The organism is Janthinobacterium sp. YR213 (assembly GCF_900099875.1).
Classification (GTDB): domain Bacteria; phylum Pseudomonadota; class Gammaproteobacteria; order Burkholderiales; family Burkholderiaceae_D; genus Janthinobacterium; species Janthinobacterium lividum.
Genome location: NZ_FNDA01000001.1, coordinates 1,780,503 through 1,805,045, shown reverse-complemented (window position 1 = coordinate 1,805,045; position 24,543 = coordinate 1,780,503). Strand labels below are relative to the sequence as shown.

Below are 24,543 nucleotides of genomic sequence, written 5' to 3'. Positions count from 1 at the left end.
GGCGTGCAGGTTTGCCTTGACCGTTATCTGCAATAGCTCCAGCGCCAAGATAAATGTATTGAGGGAAGACAAATGTTTCTAAATTTCACGAAATTTGGATGGCTATCCACGCCTGTCCGGAGTGTTGATGGCTTCATTGCCAGGGCCCATGGCGCGCAGCCTGTCCAAGGCTTGCTGCCATCGTGGCTGATGCGCCTGGCGGGAACCCTGCTGTTTGTCTTGCTATCCCTCTTTTCCAGCCAGGCTTCCGCCGCCAGTGCCTGCCCGAGTCCGCGCAACATCAGCGTGGTGGCGGGGCAAGAGTATTACGAGGATTATTCCAATTCGGCTTGTTCCCCCTTCGGCCTGACGGGCACCCTGGTGCCGCCGCAACATGGCACGCTGGAGGATTCGAACCAGACGAATGCCGTGCGCTACAGGAATACGAATCTCAGCGCGACCTCCGATACCTTCACCGTCAAGGACGATGTGGCGCAGCCCATCGTGTACAACGTCACGATCACTTCCGCCATCGTGCTGTCGCCTGCCACCGTGCCAACTGCGACGGTGGCCCAGGCTTATCCGGTGACGGCCTTGAGCGCGACGGGCGGCGCGGCGCCCTACACCTACGCGGTGACGGCTGGCAGCCTGCCTGCAGGCATGAGCCTGTCCGGCGCCGGTAGTCTGTCTGGCACGCCGACGGCGGGAGGCACGTTCAATTTCACCGTGCGGGCCACGGACTCGCTGGCTGCCAATGGCACGCGCGCTTATGCGCTGACGGTCAATGCGCCAACCATCACCGTCGCGCCGACGGTCATGCCGGCAATGACAGTCGGTCTTGCCTATAGCCAGGGCATCACTGCGGCGAACGGCACGGCCACCTATACCTATGCTATCACCGGCGGCAGCCTGCCCACGGGCTTGAGCCTGGCCGCGAACGGCACCCTGTCCGGCACGCCCACGGCGGCGGGACCGTATAACTTTACCGTCAGCGCGACCGACAGCAGCGGCGGCAGCGGCCCCTACACGGGGTCGCGCGCGTATTCCGTCACCGTGGCGGCCGGTGCGCCCGTGGCCGGCGCCGTCAGCGCCACCGTGGCCTATGGCAGCAGCGCCAACCCGATCACCCTGAACCTGAGCGGCGGCGCGGCGACATCGGTGGCCGTGGCTTCCGCTGCCTCGCACGGCACGGCGACGGCCAGCGGTACCAGCATCACCTACACGCCGACGGCCGGTTACGGCGGACCGGACAGCTTCACCTACACGGCCAGCAACGGCATCGGCACCTCGGCACCCGCCACCGTGACGATCACGGTCGCCGGTCCCACCATCACGATTGCGCCAAGCACCGTGCCAGCAGCAAGCGTTGGGGCGGCCTACAGCCAGAACGTGACGGCTGCAAACGGTTTCGCGCCGTACGGATATGCGATCAGCGCCGGCGCCTTGCCGGCCGGCCTGACCTTGAATGCCTCCACCGGCGTGCTGTCGGGCACGCCAACGGCGGGCGGCAGCTTCAACTTCACCGTGCGCGCCACGGACAGTTCGACGGGCAGCGGCCCATACTCCGGCGCGCGCGCCTACTCGATGACGGTGGCAGCACCAACGATCAGCATCACGCCGACGGTCATGCCGGCGATGACGGCCGGCGTCGCCTACAGCCAGTCCATCAGCGCCGCCGGCGGCACGGCCACGTATAGCTATGCCATCACCGGCGGCAGCGTGCCGACGGGCCTGAGCCTGGCTCCGGATGGCACTCTGTCGGGCACGCCGACGGCGGCGGGACCATTCAATTTCACCGTCACCGCGACCGACAGCAGCACCGGCAGCGGCCCCTACACGGGTTCGCGCGCGTATTCCGTCACCGTAGCGGCCGGCGCTCCCGTGGCCGGCAATGTCAGCACCAGCGTGGCCTATGGCAGCAGCGCCACCCCGATCACGCTGAACCTGAGCGGCGGCGCGGCGACGTCGGTGGCCGTGGCCTCCGCTGCTTCGCACGGCACGGCGACGGCCAGCGGCACCAGCATCACCTACACGCCGACGGCCGGTTACGGCGGGCCGGACAGCTTCACCTACACGGCATCCAACGGCGTGGGCACCTCGGCGCCGGCCACCGTGACGATCACGGTCGGCGGTCCCACCATCACGATTGCGCCAAGCACCGTGCCTGCGGCAGCCGTGGGTAGCGCATACAGCCAGAGCGTGACGGCCGCGAACGGTGGCGCGCCATACACCTACGCCATCAGTGCCGGCACCTTGCCGGCCGGCCTGACCTTGAATGCTGCCACCGGCGTACTGTCGGGCACGCCGACGGCGGGCGGCGTCTTCAACTTTACCGTGCGGGCCACGGACAGTTCGACGGGCAGCGGCCCGTATTCCGGCGCGCGCGCCTACTCGATGGCGGTGGCAGCACCAACGATCAGCATCACGCCGACGGTGATGCCGGCGATGACAGCCGGCGTCGCCTACAGCCAGGGCATTGCCGCCGGCGGCGGCACGGCCCCGTATAGCTATGCCATCACCGGCGGCAGCGTGCCGACGGGCCTGAGCCTGGCGGCGGACGGCACCTTGTCCGGCACGCCGACGGCAGCGGGGCCATATAACTTCACCGTCACCGCCACCGACAGCAGCAGTGGCAGCGGACCTTACACGGGGTCGCGCGCCTATTCCGTCACGGTGGTGGTGGCGCCCCCGGTGGCCGGCGCCGTCAGTGCGACGGTGGCGTATGGCAGCAGCGCCAATCCGATCACCCTGAACCTGAGCGGCGGCGCGGCGACGTCGGTGGCGGTGGCTTCCGCTGCCGGCCACGGCACGGCGACGGTCAGCGGCACCAGCATTACTTACACGCCGGCGGCAGGTTATTCCGGGCCGGACAGCTTCTCCTACACGGCCAGCAATGGTGGCGGCACGTCGGCGGAAGCCATCGTGACGATCACGGTAACGCCCAGCGTGCCCGTTGCCGGCGCCGTCAGCGCGACGGTGGCGTATGGCAGCAGCGCCAATCCGATCACCCTGAACCTGAGCGGCGGCGCGGCGACGTCGGTGGCGGTAGCCTCCGCCGCCGGCCACGGCACGGCGACGGTCAGCGGCACCAGCATCACTTACACGCCGGCGGCAGGTTATTCCGGGCCGGACAGCTTCTCTTACACGGCCAGCAATGGTGGCGGCACGTCGGCGGCTGCCGTCGTGACGATCACGGTAACGCCCAGCGTGCCCATTGCCGGCGCCGTCAGCGCCAGCGTGGCATATGGCAGCAGCGCCAATCCGATCACCCTGAACCTGAGCGGCGGTACGGCTACGTCGGTGGCGGTGGCCTCCGCCGCCGGCCACGGCACGGCGACGGTCAGCGGCACCAGCATCACCTACACGCCGACGGCAGGCTATGCCGGGCCAGACAGTTTTACCTATACGGCCAGCAATGCCGGCGGCACGTCTGCGTCAGCCACAGTGACGGTCACAGTAGGCAATCCTAGCGTCAGCCTGACACCGGCCGCCTTGCCCAATCCGACGGCGGAGGCAGCCTACACTGCGACCCTGGCGGCGGCGGGCGGCACGGCGCCGTATACCTACAGCGTGACCAGCGGCACCTTGCCTGTCGGCCTGAGCCTGAATGCGGCCACCGGCGTGTTGTCCGGTACGACCAATGTGGCCGGCAGCTTCCCTTTCAGCATCAAGGTCGCGGACAGCAGCACCGGCGCGGGGGCACCGTTCAGCGCCAGCAACAGCTATACCTTGATAGTGGTTGCCCCCGTAATCTCGGTGACGCCAGGTTCGCTGGCGGCGCCGAAAGTGGCCACGGCGTATAGCCAGCAATTGTCGGCCAGCGGTGGCGTCGCTCCCTATGCCTACACGGTGTCGGCCGGCAGCCTGCCTGCGGGCCTGACACTGAGCAGCAGTGGTCTGCTCAGCGGTACCCCAACGGCGGGCGGCAATTTCACCGTGACCGTACAGGCGGCCGATGCGCACCAGTTCACCGGCACGCAAAGCTATACCCTGGTGGTGTCCTCGGCCACGGTCAGCCTGACGCCGGCTACCTTGCCGAATCCAACGGCGGAAGCGGTCTACACTACGACGCTGACGGCAGCGGGCGGCACGGCGCCGTACACCTTCAGCGTCAGCAGCGGTGCCTTGCCCGCTGGCCTGAGCCTGAATGCGGCCACGGGCGTATTGTCCGGCACGACGAATGTGGCGGGCAGTTTCCCGTTCAGTATCAAGGTCACGGACAGCAGCACGGGCACGGGTGCGCCGTTCAGCGCCACCAACAGTTATACCTTGACCGTCGGCGCGCCGACGATCACGGTTACGCCGGCCACCTTGCCGGCGGCGACAGTGGCCACGGCGTACAGCCAGCCACTGTCGGCCAGCGGCGGCGTGGCTCCCTATGCCTACACGGTGTCGGGCGGCAGCCTGCCAGCTGGCCTCACCTTGAGCAGCAGCGGCTTGCTGAGCGGCACGCCAACGGCAGCCGGCAGTTTTACCTTGACCGTGCAGGCGGCCGATGCGCACCAGTTCACCGGCACGCAAAGCTATACCCTGGTGGTGTCTTCGGCGACGGTCAGCCTGACGCCAGCGACCTTGCCGAATCCAACGGCGGAAGCGGCCTACAGCGCGACCCTCTCGGCGACGGGTGGCACGGCGCCATACAGCTATGCCGTGGTGGGTACTTTGCCCGCTGGCCTGAGCCTGAACGGGGCCACGGGCGTACTGTCCGGCACGACGAATGTGGCGGGCAGCTTCCCGTTCAGCATCAAGGTCACCGACAGCAGCACGGGCGTGGGCGCGCCATTCAGCGCGAGCAACAGCTATACCCTGGCAGTGGCGGCACCGGTCCTGACGCTGACGCCGGCCAGCCTGGCGCCAATCCGTGCCGGCGACGCCTACAGCCAGACATTCACGGCGGCTGGCGGCATCGCGCCGTATGCGTACTCCGTGAGCGGCGGCGCCTTGCCAACGGGCCTGGTGCTCAATGCGGCGACCGGCATCGTCAGCGGCACGCCAACGGTGGCGGGCAGCTACAACTTCACCTTGCAAGCGAAGGACGCGCACCAGTTCACGGTGCAGCAAGCGTTGACCCTGCAGGTGAACCAGGCGCCGCCGCCGGTGCCGAATGAAACGGCGACGACCTCGGCCAACCAGGAAGTGAGCCTGACCATCGCATCCACGGATGGCAGCCCGATCACCGATGTGACCATCGTCACGCCGCCGCAGCATGGGCGCGTCACGGTGGTGGCGAGCGGCGCGGCGGGGGGCGGCAGCGGCCGCTCCTTCAAGGTGACGTATGTGCCGAATGCGAACTACTTCGGTCCTGACGCCTTCAGCTACACGGCGACTGGGCCGGGCGGCACGTCCGCGCCCGCCACGGTCAGTGTGACGGTGGCGCCGCAGCCGGTGCCGGTACCTGTCGCCAAGACGGTCACGGTATTGGCGGGCACGCCGGTGACCCTGCCCGTGACGCAAGGCGCCACGGGCGGCCCGTTCACGGCAGTGGCCATCACGACGCAGCCGGCCAGCGGCACGGCGGTGGTCAGCGGCATGGACATCGTTTACACGCCAGGCATCAATACCAGCGGCCAGATCAGCATCGGCTACACCGTGTCGAACGTGTTCGGCACTTCGGCGCCGGTGACGTCGACGATTTCCGTCAATCCGATGCCGCAGGTGGCCAGCCAGAGCGCCACGGTGGTGGCCGGCCTGACGGTCAATGTGGACTTGACGGCGGGCGCCACGGGCGGTCCGTTCACGGCGGCGAATGTACTGAGCGTGGCGCCGGCGGAGGCGGGCAAGGCGGTGGTGCGCGACGTGGGCACGGCCGGCAAGCCGTCGTACCAGCTGAGCTTTGCGGCCTCGGGCAAGTTTGCCGGCGCAGCGGTGGTCAGCTACACCCTGAGCAATGCCTTTGCCACCTCGAAGCCGGGCGTGGTCAACGTGACCGTGACGGCGCGCCGCGATCCGTCGGTCGATCCGGAAGTGATCGGCTTGCAGGCGGCGCAAGCCGATGCGGCGCGGCGTTTCGCCAGCGCGCAACTGTCGAACTTCACGCAGCGCCTGGAAAGCCTGCATGGCGACGGCTGGGGACGTTCCAGCTTTGGCCTGAGCCTGACGCCGCCGAACGACAGCGGCAACCCGACGGCGGCGCTGGCGCGCTGGCAGGAGCAGGAAGCGGATCGCGTGTTCGGCACGGCCGTGAAACCGTTCATGCGCAAGGCTTCCCTGCGCCAGCCCGATACCGGTTTCAGCAGCGAGCGGCAACAGGTGGATGTCAGCGGCGCCACGAACGGCTTGCCGGACATGCCGCAGCGTCCGGACACGCAGAAGCAGGCCCTGGCGCTGTGGCTCGGCGGCGCGGTGGACTTCGGCCAGCACTATGTGAATGGCCGCGACACGGGCTTCCGTTTCCGCACCAACGGCGTGAGCGTGGGTGGCGATTACCGCATCAGCGACCTGGCGACCCTGGGCGTGGGCGCCGGCTTCAGCCATGACCGCAGCGACGTGGGCCAGAACGGCAGCCGCAGCACGGCCGACAGCGCCGTGGCGGCCGTGTATGGCAGCCTGCGTCCGAGCAAGGGCGTCTTCCTTGACGGCGTGCTCGGCTACGGTACCTTGCAATACGATGCGTCGCGCTACCTTACCGATGGCAGCGGTTTCGCCACGGGTGAGCGCGACGGCAAGCAAGTGTTCGGCGCGCTGGTGGGCGGCATCGAGATGCGTCAGGAAACGTGGATGTGGTCGCCGTATGGCCGGGTGGAACTGATGTCGGCCAAGCTCGATCCGTACACGGAGAAAGCGGCGGGCATCAACGCGCTGAGCTACTTCAAGCAGACGGTGCGTTCGCGCATCGGCGCGCTGGGCGTGCGGGCCGAGGGCTTGTACGTGGGCGGCCTGGGCACGTGGTTCCCGCGTGCGCGCCTCGAGTACCGGCACCAGTTCCAGGGCGCCGATGATGCGCGCCTGGCCTATGCCGACCTGGTGGCCGACGGCCCCGTGTACGTGATCCGCACGGTGCCGCAGCAGACGGGCAACTGGACGGCGGGGCTGGGCGTGAAGCTGCTGCTGTCGAACGGCATGACCATTACGCTGGACTACAACAGCAATCTGAACATGGATAGCGGACGTAGCCAGTCGGTGATGTTCGGCATTGCCATGCCGCTCAAGTAGCGCTACGGTTCAAGGAGGTGACGCCGCGGGGCGGGAGCAGCTTGCTCCCGCCCCGCGGTGCATATGACGCCTGGTTTTTCATGTCATTGCCGTGCCAGGGCGGCAATGATTCCATTAGAATCAGGCATCGTCTTTACCACATTGCTTATGGAATGGAATACCTGGAATGATGAATGTCCTGACCCTCGAACATTTTGCCGCGCGCGTCAACGAGACGTTTATTGCGGCCGGTGACGGGAATGCCGCCTTTGTCCTGAAGGAAGTGCGCCCGTTGCCGTCAGCAACCCTGGAGGGCTTGATGCGCAAGCCGTTCAGCCTGCTGTTTCACAATAGCTCTCCCATCCTGTTCAGCCAGAAAATTTTCCAGATGCAGCATGATGCGTTTGGCGAAGTGGGTATCTTTTTGGTGCCGGTGGCGCGTGACAGCCACGGCTTTCTGTACCAGGCAGTGTTTAACTGAGGCCGGTACGGGGAGAAGGGCAAGGCGGGCGCCGCGATGGCGCCGCCTGCCTGGATGCATCAAACTTAATCAAACGACGGGAATTCCCCTTGCAGGGCGATGCAGAAATTCACCGCCAGCATCGGCTGGCGGTTTTCGTGCGGCTGGCCGCCACCGGCAGCACCGATCGCGGTCGGCGATAGCGTGACATTGGGTGGCGTCGTCGGCACGAATGCGGACGTGCCGCCAAGCGCAATCAAGGCATCGCCAGCGAGCGGCGTGTTGTGCTGCAGGGCGGCCGTGGGCTGGCGGTACACATTCAGTTGATGGGTGTGGTTCGGGATCTCCGTCACGTTCAACGTGACACTGTTGCTGCCGAACGTCTCGCCCATCACGCGCGGTGTCAGGCCCGGGCCTTGGCCCTGGCTGCAGGGCGCGCGTCCCGTGAAGTTGGGCAGCTGGAAGGTGTTAACCCCATCGCCGCCATACTGCGTGCCGATCAAGGAAAACAGGGCGGTATATTGCCGGATTTGCAGGGTGGCGCCATTGCAACTGGCCCATCCGTAGGGTGTGAAATTGAAGCCGAAGACTTGTATCTCGCCAAGGTATGGTGATGTCACGGTAGGTTCTCCTGATCGATTTTAGGGGCTGCGCTTGCGTGCCGGCTGTTATTGCTGTGATGGGAAAATGCCTGCCCATGCGATGCAAAATGAGGCGGTCAGGGTTGGCATGGTGTTCTCGTGCGGCAGGTTACCGCCTGTTGTGCCCGTGGCGGTGGTTGCCAGTGCATAGGCGGTCAGACCGGTCAGATTGCTGGTGTACATCTTGTCGTTATTCGACGGGGCCGTCAGCAGCAGATTGTTTGCTGGCACATTCGCCGTCGCCAGGGTGCTGTTCACATTGAACGGGTGCGTATGCGAAGGAAGCTGGGTTGCCAGCAAGGTCACCGATTCGCTGCCGCTTCGTTGCCCGATGGGCCGGTTGGTCAGACCGGGACCGGTGCCCATATGCAGGGGAACCTGGCCGCGCAGGTCGGGCACGGCGAAAGTGTTGACGCCGTCGCCGCCGTAGGTGGTGCCCAGCAGGGTGAACAGTACTTCATTATTGGCGATCGGTTTCAGGCTGCCGTCGCAGGCGAACCATCCAGTGGGAATGCGGGGAAAGGCAAACAGGCGAATTTCGCCGACATAGGGTGTGGTCATGACTATGCTCCGTAAGAAATGGCTGATTCGTTAGTTGCGCGACGGGAAGATACCGCTCAAGGCGATATTGAAGTTGATGACCGAGAACGGCTGCATATTGTTATGCGACTGGTTGCCGCCGGTCAACGCCAGGGTTTGGTTGGAGAGGGTAACTTGCGGTCCGGCCGAACCATAGATGGATTCCGCGCCGCTGCCGCCAAACAGGGTATTGGTGGGATTTTTCGACGTGCCGGGCGTCGTTACCGTATTGGCCGCATGCGTGTGCGGCGGCATCTGTGTCGATATCAAGGTGACAGCCTCGGTCCCCGCCCGCGTACCGATCGGGTAGGGGGAAGGTTGCCAGGCGCCATCGACAGAACTACCGGCACCGACAGGGGTACTGCCTTGCAAGTTAGGCAAGCCAAAGGTGGTGGTGCCATTGCCGCCGTAGTAGGTACCCAGCAGTGCAAACAGCGCCTGATTTTGCGCAACGGGCAGCAATTGGCCGTTACATGCCGCAAATCCACGCGGCGCAAAATTGAAGCCGCCCATCATGATTTGTCCTAGATACACATCAGCCATCATCGTTCTCCCACGGTTGAATGCAATTAAATTTCAAATGGGAAATATTTTCCATTTGCAACCAATATTGCGTTTTAAAAAACCCTTTTTGTTATAGTTACTTTATTGAAATCTCGGGTTAGCATACGTTGTCATATGGCAAGCGTCAACATCTGTTGGCACTGTAGAAGAGCCTGGATAGGCATCGCTTGCAGCCTGAATTCATGTGCATTTTTTGTTTAAAAAACACTGTATTGGAGAAATTATGTTGCGCACTTGCAACGATATCGGCGCCCGTCCGGCACTTTCTTTCCTGCTTTCCTTTTTTGCCGGAAACAAGGGGCGAATGCCAAACAGTGCCGCTGAAAGGTCGCCAATATCCGGCCGTTTCGTGCAGTGGCTTGCCTCGCTGTGCCTGCTGATGCTGGCGTTCGGCATCACGCCCGCGCAGGCGGCGGGCCCGAGCCTTATCTGCCCTCCCAATCAGAGTTTTACAGTTGCCTCGGGTGCCTCGTACATCATCGACCTGTCGAGCTGCAATACTTTTGGCCTGAACGATAATGCCGCCACGGCATTGCACGGCACGATTACCGGCCTCACCAACAATCAGGACAACAAGGCGACCTATACCAATAATGGAGATGGCGCGCTGTCCGATACGTTTGTGCTGCTCGATGAGTCGCAAGGAGAGATCACTTTCACGGTGACCGTCTTGCCCGCGGCGGCTGCCTTCACCGTGGCGCCCGGCAGTTTGACGGCACCCGTGATTGGTGTGCCCTACAGCCAGGGCATGTCGGCGAGCGGCGGCGTGGCCCCCTATACCTACGCGTTTGATTCAGGTACCTTGCCACCTGGCATCACTGTATCGTCGAGCGGCGTGATTTCCGGCACCGTGACGGCTACCGGCTCCTTTGCGTTTGGCGTCAAGGTCACCGATTCGACGGCAGGCACGCCGCAGGTGGTCATCAAGAATTATTCCGTGACGGTCGCCATCCCTACCTTGTCCATCACGCCCACCACCCTGGCAGCCGGCGGGCTGTCGGCGCCCTACAGCCAGCAGATGTCCACTTTGAATGGCACTGCGCCCTTTACCTATGTGGTGGAGTCGGGCAGTTTGCCGCCTGGCCTGAGCCTGTCTTCCAGCGGCTTGTTATCGGGTACGTCGAGCGCCCTGGGCACCTATAACTTTGTGATCAAGTCGACGGATGTCACGGGCGGCAATGGACCGTACAACACGTCCAGAAGCTATTCCCTGGTGATCAACGCCCAGCCGCCGCCGACCATCACCGGCGTGTCTCCTGCATCCGGCCCTGCGACCGGCGGCACGGCCGTCACCATTACTGGTACCGGCTTTACAGGCGTTACGGCGCTGAAGTTTGGCGCCAATAATGGCGTCTCCGTCACCGTCGTCAATGCCACGACCATAACCGCCACGTCGCCTTCCGGTAGTGCTGGCACCGTGAACGTGACCGTCACCGCGACTGGCGGCACCAGCGCCACCGGCGCTGCCAACCAGTTCACGTATATTCCTGCGCCAACGGTCACCAGCATTTCGCCCACGGCAGGTCCTGCCGCTGGTGGCACGAGCGTCACCATTACGGGCACGGGGTTTACCGGCGCTACAGCGGTGACCTTCGGCGCCACGGCAGCCACCGGCTTCACGGTCAACAGCGCCACGCAGATCACGGCCACGGCGCCTGCCGGTACCGGCACGGTGGACGTGCGCGTCACCACGACGGGCGGTACCAGCGCCACCAGCGGGGCGGACCAGTACACCTTTGTGGCGGTACCGACGGTGACGAGCATTTCGCCCACGGCCGGCCCGGCCACCGGCGGCACCACCGTCACCATCACCGGCACGGGTTTTGGCAGCACCACGGCGGTGACCTTCGGCGCCACGGCGGCCACCGGCTACACGGTCAACAGCGCCACGCAGATCACGGCCACGGCGCCAGCGGGCACGGGTACGGTCGACGTGCGCGTCACTACGGCGGGCGGCACCAGCGCCACCAGCGCCGCCGATCAATTTACCTATGTGGCACGGCCGGTGGTGAGCAGCATTTCGCCCACTTCAGGACCTACTACCGGCGGCGCCACGGTCATCATCACCGGCTCGAATTTTAGCGGCACGACAGCCGTGACGTTCGGCGCCACGGCGGCCACCGGCTACACCGTCAACAGCGCCACGCAGATCACGGCCACGGCGCCGGCCGGCAGCGCTGGCACGGTGGACGTGCGCGTCACTTCGGTGGGCGGCACCAGCAACACCAGTGCCAACGATCAGTTTACCTACGTGACGCTGCCTGCGGTCAGCAGCATTTCGCCGACAGCGGGCCCGGCCACCGGCGGCACGAGCGTCATCATCACGGGTACGGGCTTCAGCGGCACCACGGCGGTGACGTTTGGCGCCACGGCGGCGAGTGGCTTTACGGTCAACAGCGCCACGCAGATCACGGCGACGGCGCCAAGCGGCACGGGCACGGTGGACGTGCGCGTCACCACGACGGGCGGCACCAGCGCCACCAGCGCGGCCGATCAATATACCTATGTGGCGGCACCGGTGGTCAGCAGCATTTCGCCGACGGCCGGTCCGGCTACCGGCGGTACCACGGTCACCATCAGCGGTTCGAATTTCAGCGGCGCGACAGCCGTGACCTTCGGCGCCACGGCGGCCACCGGCTTTACCGTCAACAGCGCCACACAGATCACGGCGACGGCGCCCGCAGGCACGGGTACCGTGGACGTGCGCATCACCACCGCTGGCGGCACCAGCGCCACCAGTGCAGCGGATCAGTTTACGTATGTGGCCGCACCGGCGGTGAGCAGCATTTCGCCTGCCACGGGTCCTGCTACCGGCAGCACCACGGTCACCATCACGGGCTCGAATTTGGGCGGTGCGACTGCCGTGACGTTCGGCGCCACGGCGGCCACTGGCTTCACCGTCAACGGCGCCACGCAGATCACGGCGACGGCGCCAAGCGGCACGGGCACGGTGGATGTGCGCGTGACCACGGCGGGTGGTACCAGCGCCACCAGCGCGGCGGACCAATTCACCTATTTCGGTGCGCCAGTTGCGGGTGGTTCCAGCGCCACGGTGGCGTACGGCAGCAGCGCCACCCCGATCCCCTTGTCACTGGGCGGCGGCACGGCGACCTCGGTGGCCATCGACTCCGGCGCTTCGCACGGCACGGCGACGGCCAGCGGCACCAGCATCACCTACACGCCGACGGCCGGCTATGGCGGCCCTGACAGCTTCACCTACACGGCCACCAATATCGTCGGTACTTCGGCGCCGGCCACCGTGACCATTACGGTGGGCGTGGCAACGGTAACTGTCGTGGAAACCAGCGTATCGGGTGCAACAGTCGGCACGGCATACAGCCAGACTCTGACGGCCGCGGGTGGCACGTCGCCTTACACCTACACGATCAGCGCAGGCGCCTTGCCGGCAGGCGTCAGCCTGTCCAGCGGCGGGACACTGTCAGGCACGCCAACGGCTGCCGGCACTTTCAACTTCACCGTGCGCGCCCAGGATAGTTCGACGGGCAGCGGCCCGTATGCCGGCACGCAGGCCTACTCGCTGACGGTGGCGGCGCCAACGATCTCGGTAGCGCCGCCTGCCTTGCCTGCAATGACGGCCGGCGTCGCTTTCAGCCAGGCCATTACCGCCACCGGCGGGACGGCAGCATATAACTATGCCGTCACTGCGGGCAGTTTGCCGACGGGTCTGAGCCTGGCGGCGGACGGCACCTTGTCCGGCACGCCGGCAGCAGCGGGCGCGTACAGCTTTACCGTCACCGCGACCGACAGCAGCACCGGCGCAGGTGCTCCCTTCTCGGGCTCACGCGCCTATTTCGGCAGCGTGGCACCGGGTGCTCCCATTGCCGGCAATGTCAGCGCCACGGTGGCCTACGGCAGCAGCGCCAACCCGATCGCCTTGAGCCTGAGCGGCGGTGTGGCGACCTCGGTAAGCGTGTCCTCCGGCGCCTCGCATGGCACGGCGACGGCCAGCGGCACCAGCATTACATATACGCCGACGGCCGGTTATGGCGGGCCAGACAGCTTTACCTACACGGCCACCAACGGCATCGGCACCTCGGCGGTGGCCACCGTGAGCATCACGGTGGGCACGCCGACCGTGACGATTGTGCAAACCAGCGTAGCTGGTGCAACAGTCGGCACGGCCTACAGCCAGACCCTGACGGCCGCGAACGGCCTGGCACCGTACGCCTACGCGATCAGCGCCGGTGCCTTGCCGGCCGGCGTGAGCCTGTCGAATGCCGGTCTGCTGGCGGGCACGCCAACGGCCGGCGGTACCTTCAACTTTACCGTGCGGGCCACGGACAGTTCGACGGGCAGCGGTCCATATGCGGGCGCGCGCGCCTATTCGCTGACGGTGGCGGTACCGGCGATCAGCATCGCGCCGGCGGCCTTGCCGGCCATGACGGCCGGCGTCGCCTTCAGCCAGGGCGTCACCGCCACGGGCGGCACGGCGCCGTATGGCTATGCCGTGACAGCTGGCAGCCTGCCGACGGGCCTGAGCCTGGCGGCGGACGGTACCGTGTCCGGCACGCCGACGGTGGCGGGCGCCTACAGCTTCAGCATCACCGCCACAGACAGCAGCACCGGCAGCGGACCGTATACAGGCGTGCATGCCTATTCCGGCACGGTGGCGATCGCCGTGCCCGTGGCCGGCGCCGTCACCACGACGGTGGCCTACGGCAGCAGCGCCAACCCGGTTCCATTGAACCTGGGCGGCGGCGCGGCGGCCTCCGTGGCAGTGGCGTCGCTACCCGCTCACGGCACGGCGACGGCCAGCGGTACCGGCATCACGTATACGCCGACGACCGGCTACGGCGGCAGCGACAGCTTTACCTATACGGCCACGAATGCCAGCGGCACCTCGGCGCCGGCCACCGTGACAGTCACCGTGGGCGCGCCGACGGTCAGCTTGATGCCGGCCACCTTGCCCAATCCCGTGGCGGAAACCCCCTACAGCGTCAGCGTCATGGCGACGGGCGGCATGGCGCCTTACACCTACAGCGTGACCAGCGGCAGCCTGCCTGCCGGCTTGAGCCTGAACACTGCCACGGGTGTGCTGTCCGGCACGACGAATGTGTCCGGCAGCTTTACCTTTAGCCTGCGCGCCAGCGACAGCAGCACGGGCGCGGGTGCGCCGTTCAGCGCGAGCAAGAGTTATACGGTGGCCGTTTCCGCGCCGACGATCACGCTCACGCCAGCCACCTTGCCGGCGGCGACAGTGGCCACGGCGTACAGCCAGCCACTGTCGGCCAGCGGCGGTGTCGCTCCCTATGCCTACACGGTGTCGGGCGGCAGCCTGCCAGCTGGCCTCGCCTTGAGCAGCAGCGGCTTGCTGAGCGGCACGCCAACGGCAGCCGGCAGTTTTACCTTGACCGTGCAGGCGGCCGATGCGCATCTGTTTACCGGCACGCAAAGCTATACGCTGGTGGTGTCTTCGGCGACGGTCAGCCTGACGCCAGCGACCTTGCCGAATCCGACGGCGGAAGCGGCCTACAGCGCGACCCTCTCGGCGACGGGAGGCACGGCGCCGTACACCTTCAGCGTCAGCAGCGGTACCTTGCCTGCTGGCCTGAGCCTGAACGGGGCCACGGGCGTAGTGTCCGGCACGACGAATGTGGCGGGCAGCTTCCCGTTCAGCATCAAGGTCACCGATAGCAGCACGGGCGTGGGCGCGCCATTCAGCGCGAGCAACAGCTATACCCTGGCAGTGGCGGCACCCGTCCTGACACTGACGCCGGCCAGCCTGGCGCCAATCCGTGCCGGCGACGCATATAGCCAGACATTCACGGCGGCTGGCGGCATCGCGCCGTATGCGTACTCCGTGAGCGGCGGCGCCTTGCCAACGGGCCTGGTGCTCAATGCTGCGAGCGGCATCGTCAGCGGCACGCCGACGGTGGCGGGCAGCTACAACTTCACCTTGCAAGCGAAGGACGCGCACCAGTTCACGGTGCAGCAGGCGTTGACCCTGCAAGTGAACCAGGCGCCGCCGCCGGTGCCGAATGAAACGGCGACGACCTCGGCCAACCAGGAAGTGAGCCTGACCATCGCTTCCACGGATGGCAGCCCGATCACCGATGTGACCATCGTCACGCCGCCGCAGCATGGGCGCGTCACGGTGGTGGCGAGCGGCGCGGCGGGGGGCGGCAGCGGCCGCTCCTTCAAGGTGACGTATGTGCCGAATGCGAACTACTTCGGTCCTGACGCCTTCAGCTACACGGCGACTGGGCCGGGCGGCACGTCCGCGCCCGCCACGGTCAGTGTGACGGTGGCGCCGCAGCCGGTGCCGGTACCTGTCGCCAAGACGGTCACGGTATTGGCGGGCACGCCGGTGACCCTGCCCGTGACGCAAGGCGCCACGGGTGGCCCGTTCACGGCCGTGGCCATCACGACGCAGCCGGCCAGCGGCACGGCAGTGGTCAATGGCATGGACATCGTCTACACGCCAGGCATCAATACCAGTGGCCAGATCAGCATCGGCTACACCGTGTCGAACGTGTTCGGCACTTCGGCGCCGGTGACGTCGACGATTTCCGTCAATCCGATGCCGCAGGTGGCCAGCCAGAGCGCCACGGTGGTGGCCGGCCTGACGGTCAATGTGGACTTGACGGCGGGCGCCACGGGCGGTCCGTTCACGGCGGCGAATGTACTGAGCGTGGCGCCGGCGGAGGCGGGCAAGGCGGTGGTGCGCGACGTGGGCACGGCCGGCAAGCCGTCGTACCAGCTGAGCTTTGCGGCCTCGGGCAAGTTTGCCGGCGCAGCGGTGGTCAGCTACACCCTGAGCAATGCCTTTGCCACCTCGAAGCCGGGCGTGGTCAACGTGACCGTGACGGCGCGCCGCGATCCGTCGGTCGATCCGGAAGTGATCGGCTTGCAGGCGGCGCAAGCCGATGCGGCGCGGCGTTTCGCCAGCGCGCAGCTGTCGAACTTCACGCAGCGCCTGGAAAGCCTGCATGGCGACGGCTGGGGACGTTCCAGCTTTGGCCTGAGCCTGACGCCGCCGAACGACAGCGGCAACCCGACGGCGGCGCTGGCGCGCTGGCAGGAGCAGGAAGCGGACCGCGTGTTCGGCACGGCCGTGAAACCGTTCATGCGCAAGGCTTCCCTGCGCCAGCCCGATGCCGGTTTCAGCAGCGAGCGGCAACAGGTGGATGTCAGCGGCGCCACGAACGGCTTGCCGGACATGCCGCAGCGTCCGGACACGCAGAAGCAGGCCTTGGCGCTGTGGCTTGGCGGCGCGGTGGACTTCGGCCAGCATGATGTGAATGGCCGCGACACGGGCTTCCGTTTCCGCACCAACGGCGTGAGCGTGGGTGGCGATTACCGCATCAGCGACCTGGCGACCCTGGGCGTGGGCGCCGGTTTCAGCCATGACCGCAGCGACGTGGGCCAGAACGGCAGCCGTAGCACGGCCGACAGCGCCGTGGCGGCCGTGTATGGCAGCCTGCGTCCGAGCAAGGGCGTCTTCCTTGACGGCGTGCTCGGCTACGGTACCCTGCAATACGATGCGTCGCGCTACCTCACCGATGGCAGCGGTTTCGCCACGGGTGAACGCGACGGCAAGCAAGTGTTCGGCGCGCTGGTGGGCGGCATCGAGATGCGCCAGGAAACGTGGATGTGGTCGCCGTATGGCCGGGTGGAACTGATGTCGGCCAAGCTCGATCCGTATACGGAGAAGGCGGCGGGCATCAACGCGCTGAGCTACTTCAAGCAGACGGTGCGTTCGCGCATCGGCGCGCTGGGCGTGCGGGCCGAGGGCATCTATGTGGGTGGCCTGGGCACGTGGTTCCCGCGGGCGCGGCTCGAGTACCGGCACCAGTTCCAGGGCGCCGATGATGCGCGCCTGGCGTATGCCGACCTGGCGGCCGACGGCCCCGTGTACGTGATTCGCACGGTGCCGCAGCAGACGGGCAACTGGACGGCGGGGCTGGGCGTGAAGCTGCTGCTGTCGAATGGCATGACCATTACCCTGGACTACAACAGCAATCTGAACATGGATAGCGGACGTAGCCAGTCGGTGATGTTCGGCATTGCCATGCCGCTCAAGTAATCAGTTAGCTTTCAGGCCAGCCCTGATCGCCGGTCCGGAGTCCATCCGGTCCGGCGATTTTTTTTGGCTATGTCAGCGTGAGGAGCGGGGACTGTTCCATCGCCGCCACCACCTGCAGCAAGGTGTCGCCAAAGCCGCCGCGTGCCCTGGCATGGCGGCGGGCACTGGTCGTGACGCGCGGCGCGGCGCTCCAGGCGATGTGCGCGCCGGATTCTTGCAGGGCCGCCACCATGGCCACGTCTTCGCTGCAAGCCAATGGCGCGAAGCCGCCGGCGCGCAGGTAGGCACTGGCGCGTACGCCGAAGTTGGCACCATGGATGTGGCGGTGGCCGTCGGCATCGGTGTAGGTGCGGGCGTAGTGTTCACGCAGCGCATCGGCGTTGGCCCCGTGCGGCGACCAGTCGTCCACGGCCACCGTGCCGCAGACGGCATCGGCGTTCAAGCCCAGCTGGGTGCTCAGCCAGGAGGGCGAGACGCGCGTGTCCGCATCCGTAAATGCCAGCCAGCGTGCGCCTTGCTGCAGCAGCAGCTGCGCGCCGGCGGCGCGTGCGGCGCCCACGTTATGGGCATTGACGGCGATGCAGTCGAGGCGCCAGCGCAGATCTGCCTGCATGGCGTGCGCCAGCACGATGCGCTGCGACTGGTCGCTGCAGGCGTCGAGCACGATGACGATGCTGACGGCTTCGCCAGACAGCAGCGGGCAGGTGGCGGCAAAGCGCAGCGCCGCCAGGCAGTCGCCCAGGCACGCTTCCTCGTCATGTACGGGAACGACCACGCCTATCATGCGAAGCCCTCGCGTTGCGCCACCGAGCGCGCATCGTTGGACCAGATCTCCAGCAGGAAGTCGGTTTCTTCGTGGCGCAGCACCCGGTGCAGACCGTGCGCGTCCTGGAAGACCGCATGCACGCGCACGGTCGAGATGATGCGCTGCGCAAACGGCGCGCGCCAGTGGCAGGCGACGATGCTGCCGCCCGGCGCCAGGCTGGCGATGCTGTGTTCGACCACGCGCGCCAGTTCTTCCGGCGCCATGTAATAGGCGATCTCGCTGAAGACGATCAGGTCGAATTTCCCGGCGCCGGGCGGGATGCGCGGCCAGTCCTGCGGCAGCCGGTGCTGTGCGAGGGTGACATGCGCATCCTGTTCCGCGTCCTGCAGGCGCTGGCGGGCCAGGCGCAACGCTTCGGCCGAGAGATCGGCCGCCAGCAGGCGCTCGCAGCGCCGTGCCAGTTCGACCGTCAATTCGCCGTTGCCGCAGCCCGGTTCATACGCGTGGCGGTAGCGCTGCTGCGGCAGGCTGGCCAGGAGCAGGGCCCGCTTGCGTTCCTCGTACCAGCGCTGGCGCACCAGCCACGGGTCGGCATCCTGGCGGTACAGCTGCTCGAAATAGCTGCCGCGCTGGTCGTCTGGCATGGACGAGGCATTCATAGAAAATACACTTCGCAGGCATGCAGCAGGCGCTGCAAGGCATCGCCAGCCACGATGGCGGGACGGCCGGTAGACGGATCGGCATCCATCTGGCTGGCGAAGCAGCGCAGGGCGGCGCGCTTGCGCTGCAGGATCGGGTCCGGCAATGGCAGGCGATGCGCGCGGTGCCATGGTACGCGCGCATCGCCGGGCGCGGCCCAGTGCCAGCCCCAGACGGGCATTTCCACCAGGGTGGCGCCGCTGGCCGAGCATGCCGCAGCGCAGGACCAGCCACAGGCTTCATGGTCCGGGTGGCCATCCAGGCGCCAGGTGGTAAACACCGTGTCGCCGGGACGCAGCTGCGTTGCCAGGGTCGTGCTCAGCTGCGGCGTCATGGCTTCTCCACTGCCATCGGGCAGGTGCAGGCGCAGCCACGCGGGCGACGTTAGCCCCAGTACCTGCAGCGCCTGCGCGGATTCCTGCGGACGCACGCGGCGCAGGCGTTCCTGCGGCCAGAGTGGGGAGCCCGGGTGGCTGGCATCGCCATCGGTGACGGCGACGAACAGCAGTTCGCTGCCCTGCGCCGCCAGCAGCTGCAGCAAGCCGCCGCAGGCGAGGATTTCATCGTCGGGATGGGGCGCGACGATGACGGCGCGCGATCCCGGCGGCACCAGTGTGTGGGCGCCGATGGCGGGGATATCGTTCAGCCCCGGCCAGGATAGCCAGACGTCGTCCGGCGTGCCGCGGCCTTCGATGCGGCGCGCATGCGTATCGGGAAGGGCGGGCATGTCAGAGCGCCCAGGGATGGTCTTCGGCACCGGCGACGATGCCGCCCAGCACGGCCTGATCGCGTTCCGCATGGCTTTGGCGCAGGAAGACGGGCAAGTCGGCCACCAGGCGGGCGAAGCGGGCATCGCGGCACAGGGGGCCGGCGCCGAGGGCGCGCGTGGCCAGGTGCAGGACCAGGGTGGCGGCATCTTCCACCGCCAGGCGCAGGCGCAACGCCAGGCCCATGACGTCGCGCTGCGGCTGTGCGTCGATTTCGGCGGCGCCTTCGCGCAGCAGGGCGCCGGCGGCGCGCAGCGCGCAATCGATTTTCCCCAGTTGCGCCAGGCGGACGGGATCGGGGGCGGCATGCTGCGCGCGCGCATGCAGGTGGCTGGCGACGGCGCATGCCGCGCCATACCAGGCGGCCGCGATGCCGGCGCCGCCATGCCAGAAACCGGGGCGCTGCAGATACGCGCCCGGCGCACCCACGGGAAAGGCGCGCGCGGCGGAAAAGGTCACGTCGACGCTGGCGCAGGCGAGCATGCCGACGGCTTGCCAGCCTTCGTCCGTGACGTGCACACCCGGCTGCGACAGGGCCACGGAGGCCAGGCAAGCCTGGCCGTCCTCATTCCAGCAGCTGATCAAGGCGTGGCTGAGGCCATTCGCGCCGGAACACCATGCCTTGCGTCCATCGAGCACATAGCGGCCATCGGCTGCCTGCTGCAAGCGGACGCGTGCGCCCGGCATTTCCGCACACCAGACACCCCAGCTGCTGCCGGCCGGCACGCCGGGGCCATCGATTTCCGCCAGGATGGCGAGCGCATCGGTATGGCCTTCATACAGCTTGAGCAGGGAGAGGTCGATGGCGGCGATGGCGGCCAGCATTTGCCAGCGCTGCAGAGTGGCGCCGTGGCCGGGCAGGGGCAGCTGGTCCAGTCCCGCCTCGCGCAAGCGGCGCAAGCCTTCGATGGGAGAGAAAGTGCTGTCGTGTGGCCGCAGCAAGGCGGTCAGCTCGGCGTGGGATGGCAGCGTAAAGGCGGTGGGCGACATGGCAAGCTCCTGTTTTTTCAACAGAATAGCTTTCTATTTTCGCAATGTATGTTCGGTTCTACACATATGTTCGCTAACGGACCCGAGGCGCTGAAGCTGCGGGGCCACGGGCTCCGCAGCAAGTCACGCGCTTATTTTTTTACATATAGCATGTCGGGTTCATAAGCGGTGCCGTTATGCGAGAAGGTGTAGAGGTTGTTGTCGCGCAAGACGATGCCACCTTTGATGGTTTGCGCCGGGCGCATGCCTTCGTCGAGCAGGCAGGTGGAGCCGCCTTCATATTCGATGCACCATTGCTGTTTGCCATCTTTCTTCACGTATTGCACGCCAGGGCCCGTGACGTTGAATGCATAGGCGGGAATGGACAGGTTCAGCTTGTCGATGCGCACGTTGCTCGCGGCACCATTTTCCGTCAGTTTGACCAGAACGTCGACCACGCCATCCGGTGTCGCGCTGATCTTTGCCGTCATGGTTTCCGTCCCCAGCAAGGTGCCGCCGCAGCCGGTCTTGAGATAGGTTTCGGTGGTGGAGCTGAGTTCCATGGCGCCGCTGCCATCGGCTTTGGCTGCGACGACCATGATCTCGCGCTCGTGTCCATCGCATGGCGCTTGCCAGGTACCGACATAGGGAGCCAGCGCCGATCCAGCATTGGAATTGCCTGCACCACCGCTGCCGCCGCCACCGCCGCAACCTGCCAGCAGTGCGGTGCTTGATGCCAATAAGACTGCCACTATTTTTTTCATGCCCCATCCTTTTATTCCGGCAAGCATGCGTGCCGTGAGCGCGGCAACAGTATAAAAGGATGGATGAGGGGCAATTCTCACCGAATGTATTCGTGACTTGATTTAAATCAAGAGTAACTCGCTGCCGGCAGGAAAGGCCGGCTTAAAACTCTTCCCAGTCATCGCCTGCCGGCGCCTTGGCTTGCGTTCTTTCCGCTGGCGCCGGCTTGATCGAGGCGAGGCGCTTGCCTGGCGGCGGCGCCTTGACGGCTGGCGGCGTGCGCGGCGCAGCCACTGTCTTCACTGCCGGCACCGCCGCCTGTTGCTGCGCGCCCAGCTTGAACACGCTGACCACCTCGGCCAAATGGCTGGCCTGGTCTTGCAGGCTTTCGGCGGCCGCTGCCGCTTCCTCGACGAGGGCCGCGTTTTGCTGCGTCACGCCATCCATCTGCGCCAGCGCCTGGTTCACTTGCGCGATGCCGTCGCTTTGCTCGGTGGTGGCGACGCTGATGTCGGCCATGATGGCTGTCACCTTGCGCACGCTGTCGACCACTTGCTCCATGGTGGCGCCCGCCTCATCGACAAGCTTGCTGCCGACGGCCACCTTGCCCACGGAATCGTCGATCAGCAGCTTGATTTCCTTCGCTGCCGCCGCGGAGCGCTGCGCCAGGTTGCGCACTTCCGTGGCGACGACGGCGAAACCGCGCCCCTGTTCGCCCGCGCGCGCCGCTTCCACGGCCGCGTTCAGGGCCAGGATATTCGTCTGGAAGGCGATGCCGTCGATGACGCTGATGATGTCGACGATCTTGTTCGACGAGTCGTTGATCGAGGTCATCGTTTCGATCACCTTGCCGACCACTTCGCCGCTCTTTTGCGCCACGTCCGACGCCGAGGCGGCCAGCTGATTCGCCTGGCGCGCATGGTCGGCGTTTTCCTTGACGGTGCCCGTCAGCTCTTCCACCGAGGCGGCCGTCTCTTCCAGCGAACTGGCTTGCTGTTCCGTGCGGGCCGACAGGTCGTTATTGCCTTGCGCAATTTCCGCGCTGGCACGGGCCACGTTGTCGGCGCTGGCTTGCACTTGCAGCAGCACGGCGTGGATCTTTTCCACGAAGGCGTTGAAACCCTTGCCGATGACGGCCAGCTCGTCGGTGCCCTTGACTTCCAGCTTGACGCGCAGGTCGGCGTCGCCGCTGGAAAGGTCCGTCATGGTGCGGCCCAGGGTGCGCAATGGACGCGTCAGCTGGTTGACGACGAGGATCAAAATGCCGGCCGTGGCCGCCGCGCACAGCAGGGCGACGATCAGGGTGTAGATCATCAGGTCGCGCGCCGAAGCGGTGGCCACGCTTTTCGGGAAGTTCAGTTCCACGCTCCACGGGGCGATATCGGGGTGGATCTGCAGCGGCTGCAGCAAGTGGATGTAGCCCTTGTCGTCCTCGTATTCATACGGCTGGCCCTGGCGCACTTTCTCCAGGCCGGCAGCCGGCACGTCGTCCGCCTTCTTGCCCAGGCGCTCAGGCACCGGGTGGCTCGCGTACAGGCCGCCATTCGAGATCAGGGCCAGCTTGCCGCCCTCGATCACTTTCAGGTCGGCCAGGATTTTCGCCAGGCGCGTGAGCATGAAGTCGGCACTGGCCGTGCCCTTGAAGCTGCCGTCGATCATAATGGGCGCCACCAGCGAAGCCATCAGCACATTCTTGCCATCGACGGGGTAGATATACGGTTCCGTGAAAAACGTCTTGCCGGTGCGCTTGGGCACGTCGTACCAGTCGTTGGCGCCCGGTTTCGGGTCGAAGACGATGGGTTCGACTTGCAGCTTGCCGCCGGCACCGCGCGTCCAGTAGGGCATGAAGCGGCCGCTGGCGTCGTAGTACGGCTTCTGGTTGGCGAAATCCGCATCCTTGCCGTCGAGCGCGTTCGGCTCCCACGTCACGGCCGAACCGAGCAAGTCTTCCGAACTGGTCAGGGTCGCCTTGGTCAGCTCATTGATCTGCTCGCGCTGCAGGGGCAAATTTGCGCTTTTGGTGCCGCGCATGGCGCCGGCCAGGCTGGACACGCTGGACAGGTTGCTGGCGATGCGCGCCTGCAGCGCGCCGGCCACTTCGCGCGCCGACGTGCGCGCCAGGTCCAGCGCGGCCGCTTCGGCGCTGGCGCTGCTCTTGTAGCCGATCACGGCCGCCGTGACGCCGAGGCTGAGGACGGCGAGCGCGGTGGCGGCGACGCAGATTTTAATGTTGAGTGAGAGTTGCATGAGGCTGTTCCTTGATGGGGATGGATATCGATGTCATGGGCGTCGCGGGTAGCGCGCCTAGAAGGTCTTGCTGACGGCCAGCACGACGGTGGCCGCGGCGGGATTCGATGTGTCGAACTGGCCGGCCGCATTCGGGATGCCCAGGGTGTAATGGTCGTAGGCATCGGTGGCGCCCCAGGCGCGCGTGATGGCGGCGCTGGCGCTCCAGCCGCCGTCGAAGGCCCTGGTGACGCCGATCTTGGCGTCGCGCCAGTTCCAGATGGCATTGCCCGCGCCCGCCACCCGGCCATTGCCGGCGTGCAGGTTCAAGGTCCAGGCATTGCCCAGGTCGACATTCGCGCCCACGTCCAGGTAACCCGTGCCGCGCGCATGCGTGATGCCAAAGAAATCGCGCGTGACCGTATGGTTGTATTTGGCATACAGCATCTTGTAGCTGAGGCCCAGCGACAGTTCGCCATAGTCGTACTTGACACCCGTGGCGCGGTACACGGCGCCCGGGTATTTGTAATAGTAGGCCAGCACGCTGTAGCCGAGCTCGCCCACCGTGCCGCTGTAGCCGCCGTACAGGTCCCATTCGATGGTCGCATCCTCTATATAGCGGTCGCTGACGGTGGAAGCCCAGGTGCCCAGCGACCAGCCGCTCGGGTGCGCGTAGTCGGCACCCGCCTGCAGGGCGGGTTTGCCCCAGGTCTGGCGAAAGCCGCGCGAAATGTATTGCGAAGTGAGGCTGGCATTGGCGCTGAAGGTGGCGGCAGCGCCGTCCGTGGTCTGGGCCTGCACGGGCAGGGCGGCCGCCAGCAGGAAGGCGCAGCCCAGCAAGGATGATCCGGGGAAATGGTGGTGCGATGGCATGGCAGTCAGCTCCGTATTTGCTGGCAGCGGCCGTCCAGGCGCGTTGCCCTGATGGTTGCAATAAAAATGCGGAATGGACTTTTGTGGGGGCAAGGCGG

13 protein-coding genes are annotated in these 24,543 nt (G+C 66.2%); 3 read left to right on the top strand and 10 right to left on the bottom strand.

The features are described from left to right. The first annotated feature begins 72 nt into the window (after window positions 1–72). Both BLT98_RS07990 and BLT98_RS07985 read left to right on the top strand, forming a co-directional pair. Entirely contained in the window at window positions 73–7,131 is a 7,059-nt protein-coding gene (locus BLT98_RS07990; protein ID WP_092606339.1) for a putative Ig domain-containing protein, read from the top strand. A gap of 166 nt (window positions 7,132–7,297) precedes the next feature. Then, entirely contained in the window at window positions 7,298–7,591 is a 294-nt protein-coding gene (locus BLT98_RS07985; protein ID WP_240317700.1) for a DUF6916 family protein, read from the top strand. A 65-nt stretch (window positions 7,592–7,656) separates the two neighbouring features. Here the strand turns inward: BLT98_RS07985 and BLT98_RS07980 are convergent, their stop codons facing one another. Genes BLT98_RS07980 through BLT98_RS07970 form a run of 3 tightly spaced genes read right to left on the bottom strand, consistent with a single transcriptional unit; the run spans window position 7,657 to window position 9,306 of the window. Next, a complete protein-coding gene (locus BLT98_RS07980) occupies window positions 7,657–8,190 on the bottom strand; it encodes a phage tail protein (protein ID WP_034785964.1) in 534 nt (177 codons plus the stop codon). A gap of 48 nt (window positions 8,191–8,238) precedes the next feature. Beyond that, a complete protein-coding gene (locus BLT98_RS07975; RefSeq protein WP_092606337.1) occupies window positions 8,239–8,772 on the bottom strand; it encodes a phage tail protein in 534 nt (177 codons plus the stop codon). Window positions 8,773–8,802: 30 nt separating this feature from the next. After that, window positions 8,803–9,306 (bottom strand): phage tail protein, encoded by a 504-nt coding sequence (locus tag BLT98_RS07970; protein WP_244517420.1) that lies wholly within the window; start codon window positions 9,304–9,306, stop codon window positions 8,803–8,805. A gap of 397 nt (window positions 9,307–9,703) precedes the next feature. On the opposite strand from BLT98_RS07970, the gene BLT98_RS07965 reads away from it, so the two are divergent. Beyond that, the gene (locus BLT98_RS07965; RefSeq protein WP_092606335.1) at window positions 9,704–17,401 is read left to right on the top strand and encodes a putative Ig domain-containing protein; all 7,698 of its coding nucleotides are present in this window, start codon (window positions 9,704–9,706) and stop codon (window positions 17,399–17,401) included. 67 nt (window positions 17,402–17,468) lie between these two features. Here the strand turns inward: BLT98_RS07965 and BLT98_RS07960 are convergent, their stop codons facing one another. From BLT98_RS07960 to BLT98_RS07930, 7 genes are all read right to left on the bottom strand, one after another. Beyond that, window positions 17,469–18,185 (bottom strand): glycosyltransferase family 2 protein, encoded by a 717-nt coding sequence (locus BLT98_RS07960; RefSeq protein WP_034789143.1) that lies wholly within the window; start codon window positions 18,183–18,185, stop codon window positions 17,469–17,471. Further along, window positions 18,182–18,811 (bottom strand): class I SAM-dependent DNA methyltransferase, encoded by a 630-nt coding sequence (locus BLT98_RS07955; protein WP_092607054.1) that lies wholly within the window; start codon window positions 18,809–18,811, stop codon window positions 18,182–18,184. The genes BLT98_RS07960 and BLT98_RS07955 overlap by 4 nt, the downstream gene beginning before the upstream one ends. Before the next feature lie 11 nt (window positions 18,812–18,822). Then, window positions 18,823–19,593, bottom strand: a complete 771-nt coding sequence (locus BLT98_RS07950) for a PIG-L deacetylase family protein (protein WP_092606333.1) — start codon at window positions 19,591–19,593, stop codon at window positions 18,823–18,825. Between the two features lies 1 nt (window position 19,594). Beyond that, the gene (locus tag BLT98_RS07945) at window positions 19,595–20,623 is read right to left on the bottom strand and encodes an acyl-CoA dehydrogenase family protein (RefSeq protein WP_092606331.1); all 1,029 of its coding nucleotides are present in this window, start codon (window positions 20,621–20,623) and stop codon (window positions 19,595–19,597) included. A gap of 131 nt (window positions 20,624–20,754) precedes the next feature. Then, complete coding sequence (locus tag BLT98_RS07940; RefSeq protein ID WP_139179154.1) at window positions 20,755–21,447, bottom strand: hypothetical protein; 693 nt, start codon at window positions 21,445–21,447, stop codon at window positions 20,755–20,757. 61 nt (window positions 21,448–21,508) lie between these two features. Then, window positions 21,509–23,593, bottom strand: a complete 2,085-nt coding sequence (locus BLT98_RS07935; protein WP_092606327.1) for a methyl-accepting chemotaxis protein — start codon at window positions 23,591–23,593, stop codon at window positions 21,509–21,511. A gap of 57 nt (window positions 23,594–23,650) precedes the next feature. Beyond that, complete coding sequence (locus tag BLT98_RS07930; RefSeq protein ID WP_170846315.1) at window positions 23,651–24,445, bottom strand: TorF family putative porin; 795 nt, start codon at window positions 24,443–24,445, stop codon at window positions 23,651–23,653. Between the last annotated feature and the right edge of the window lie 98 nt (window positions 24,446–24,543).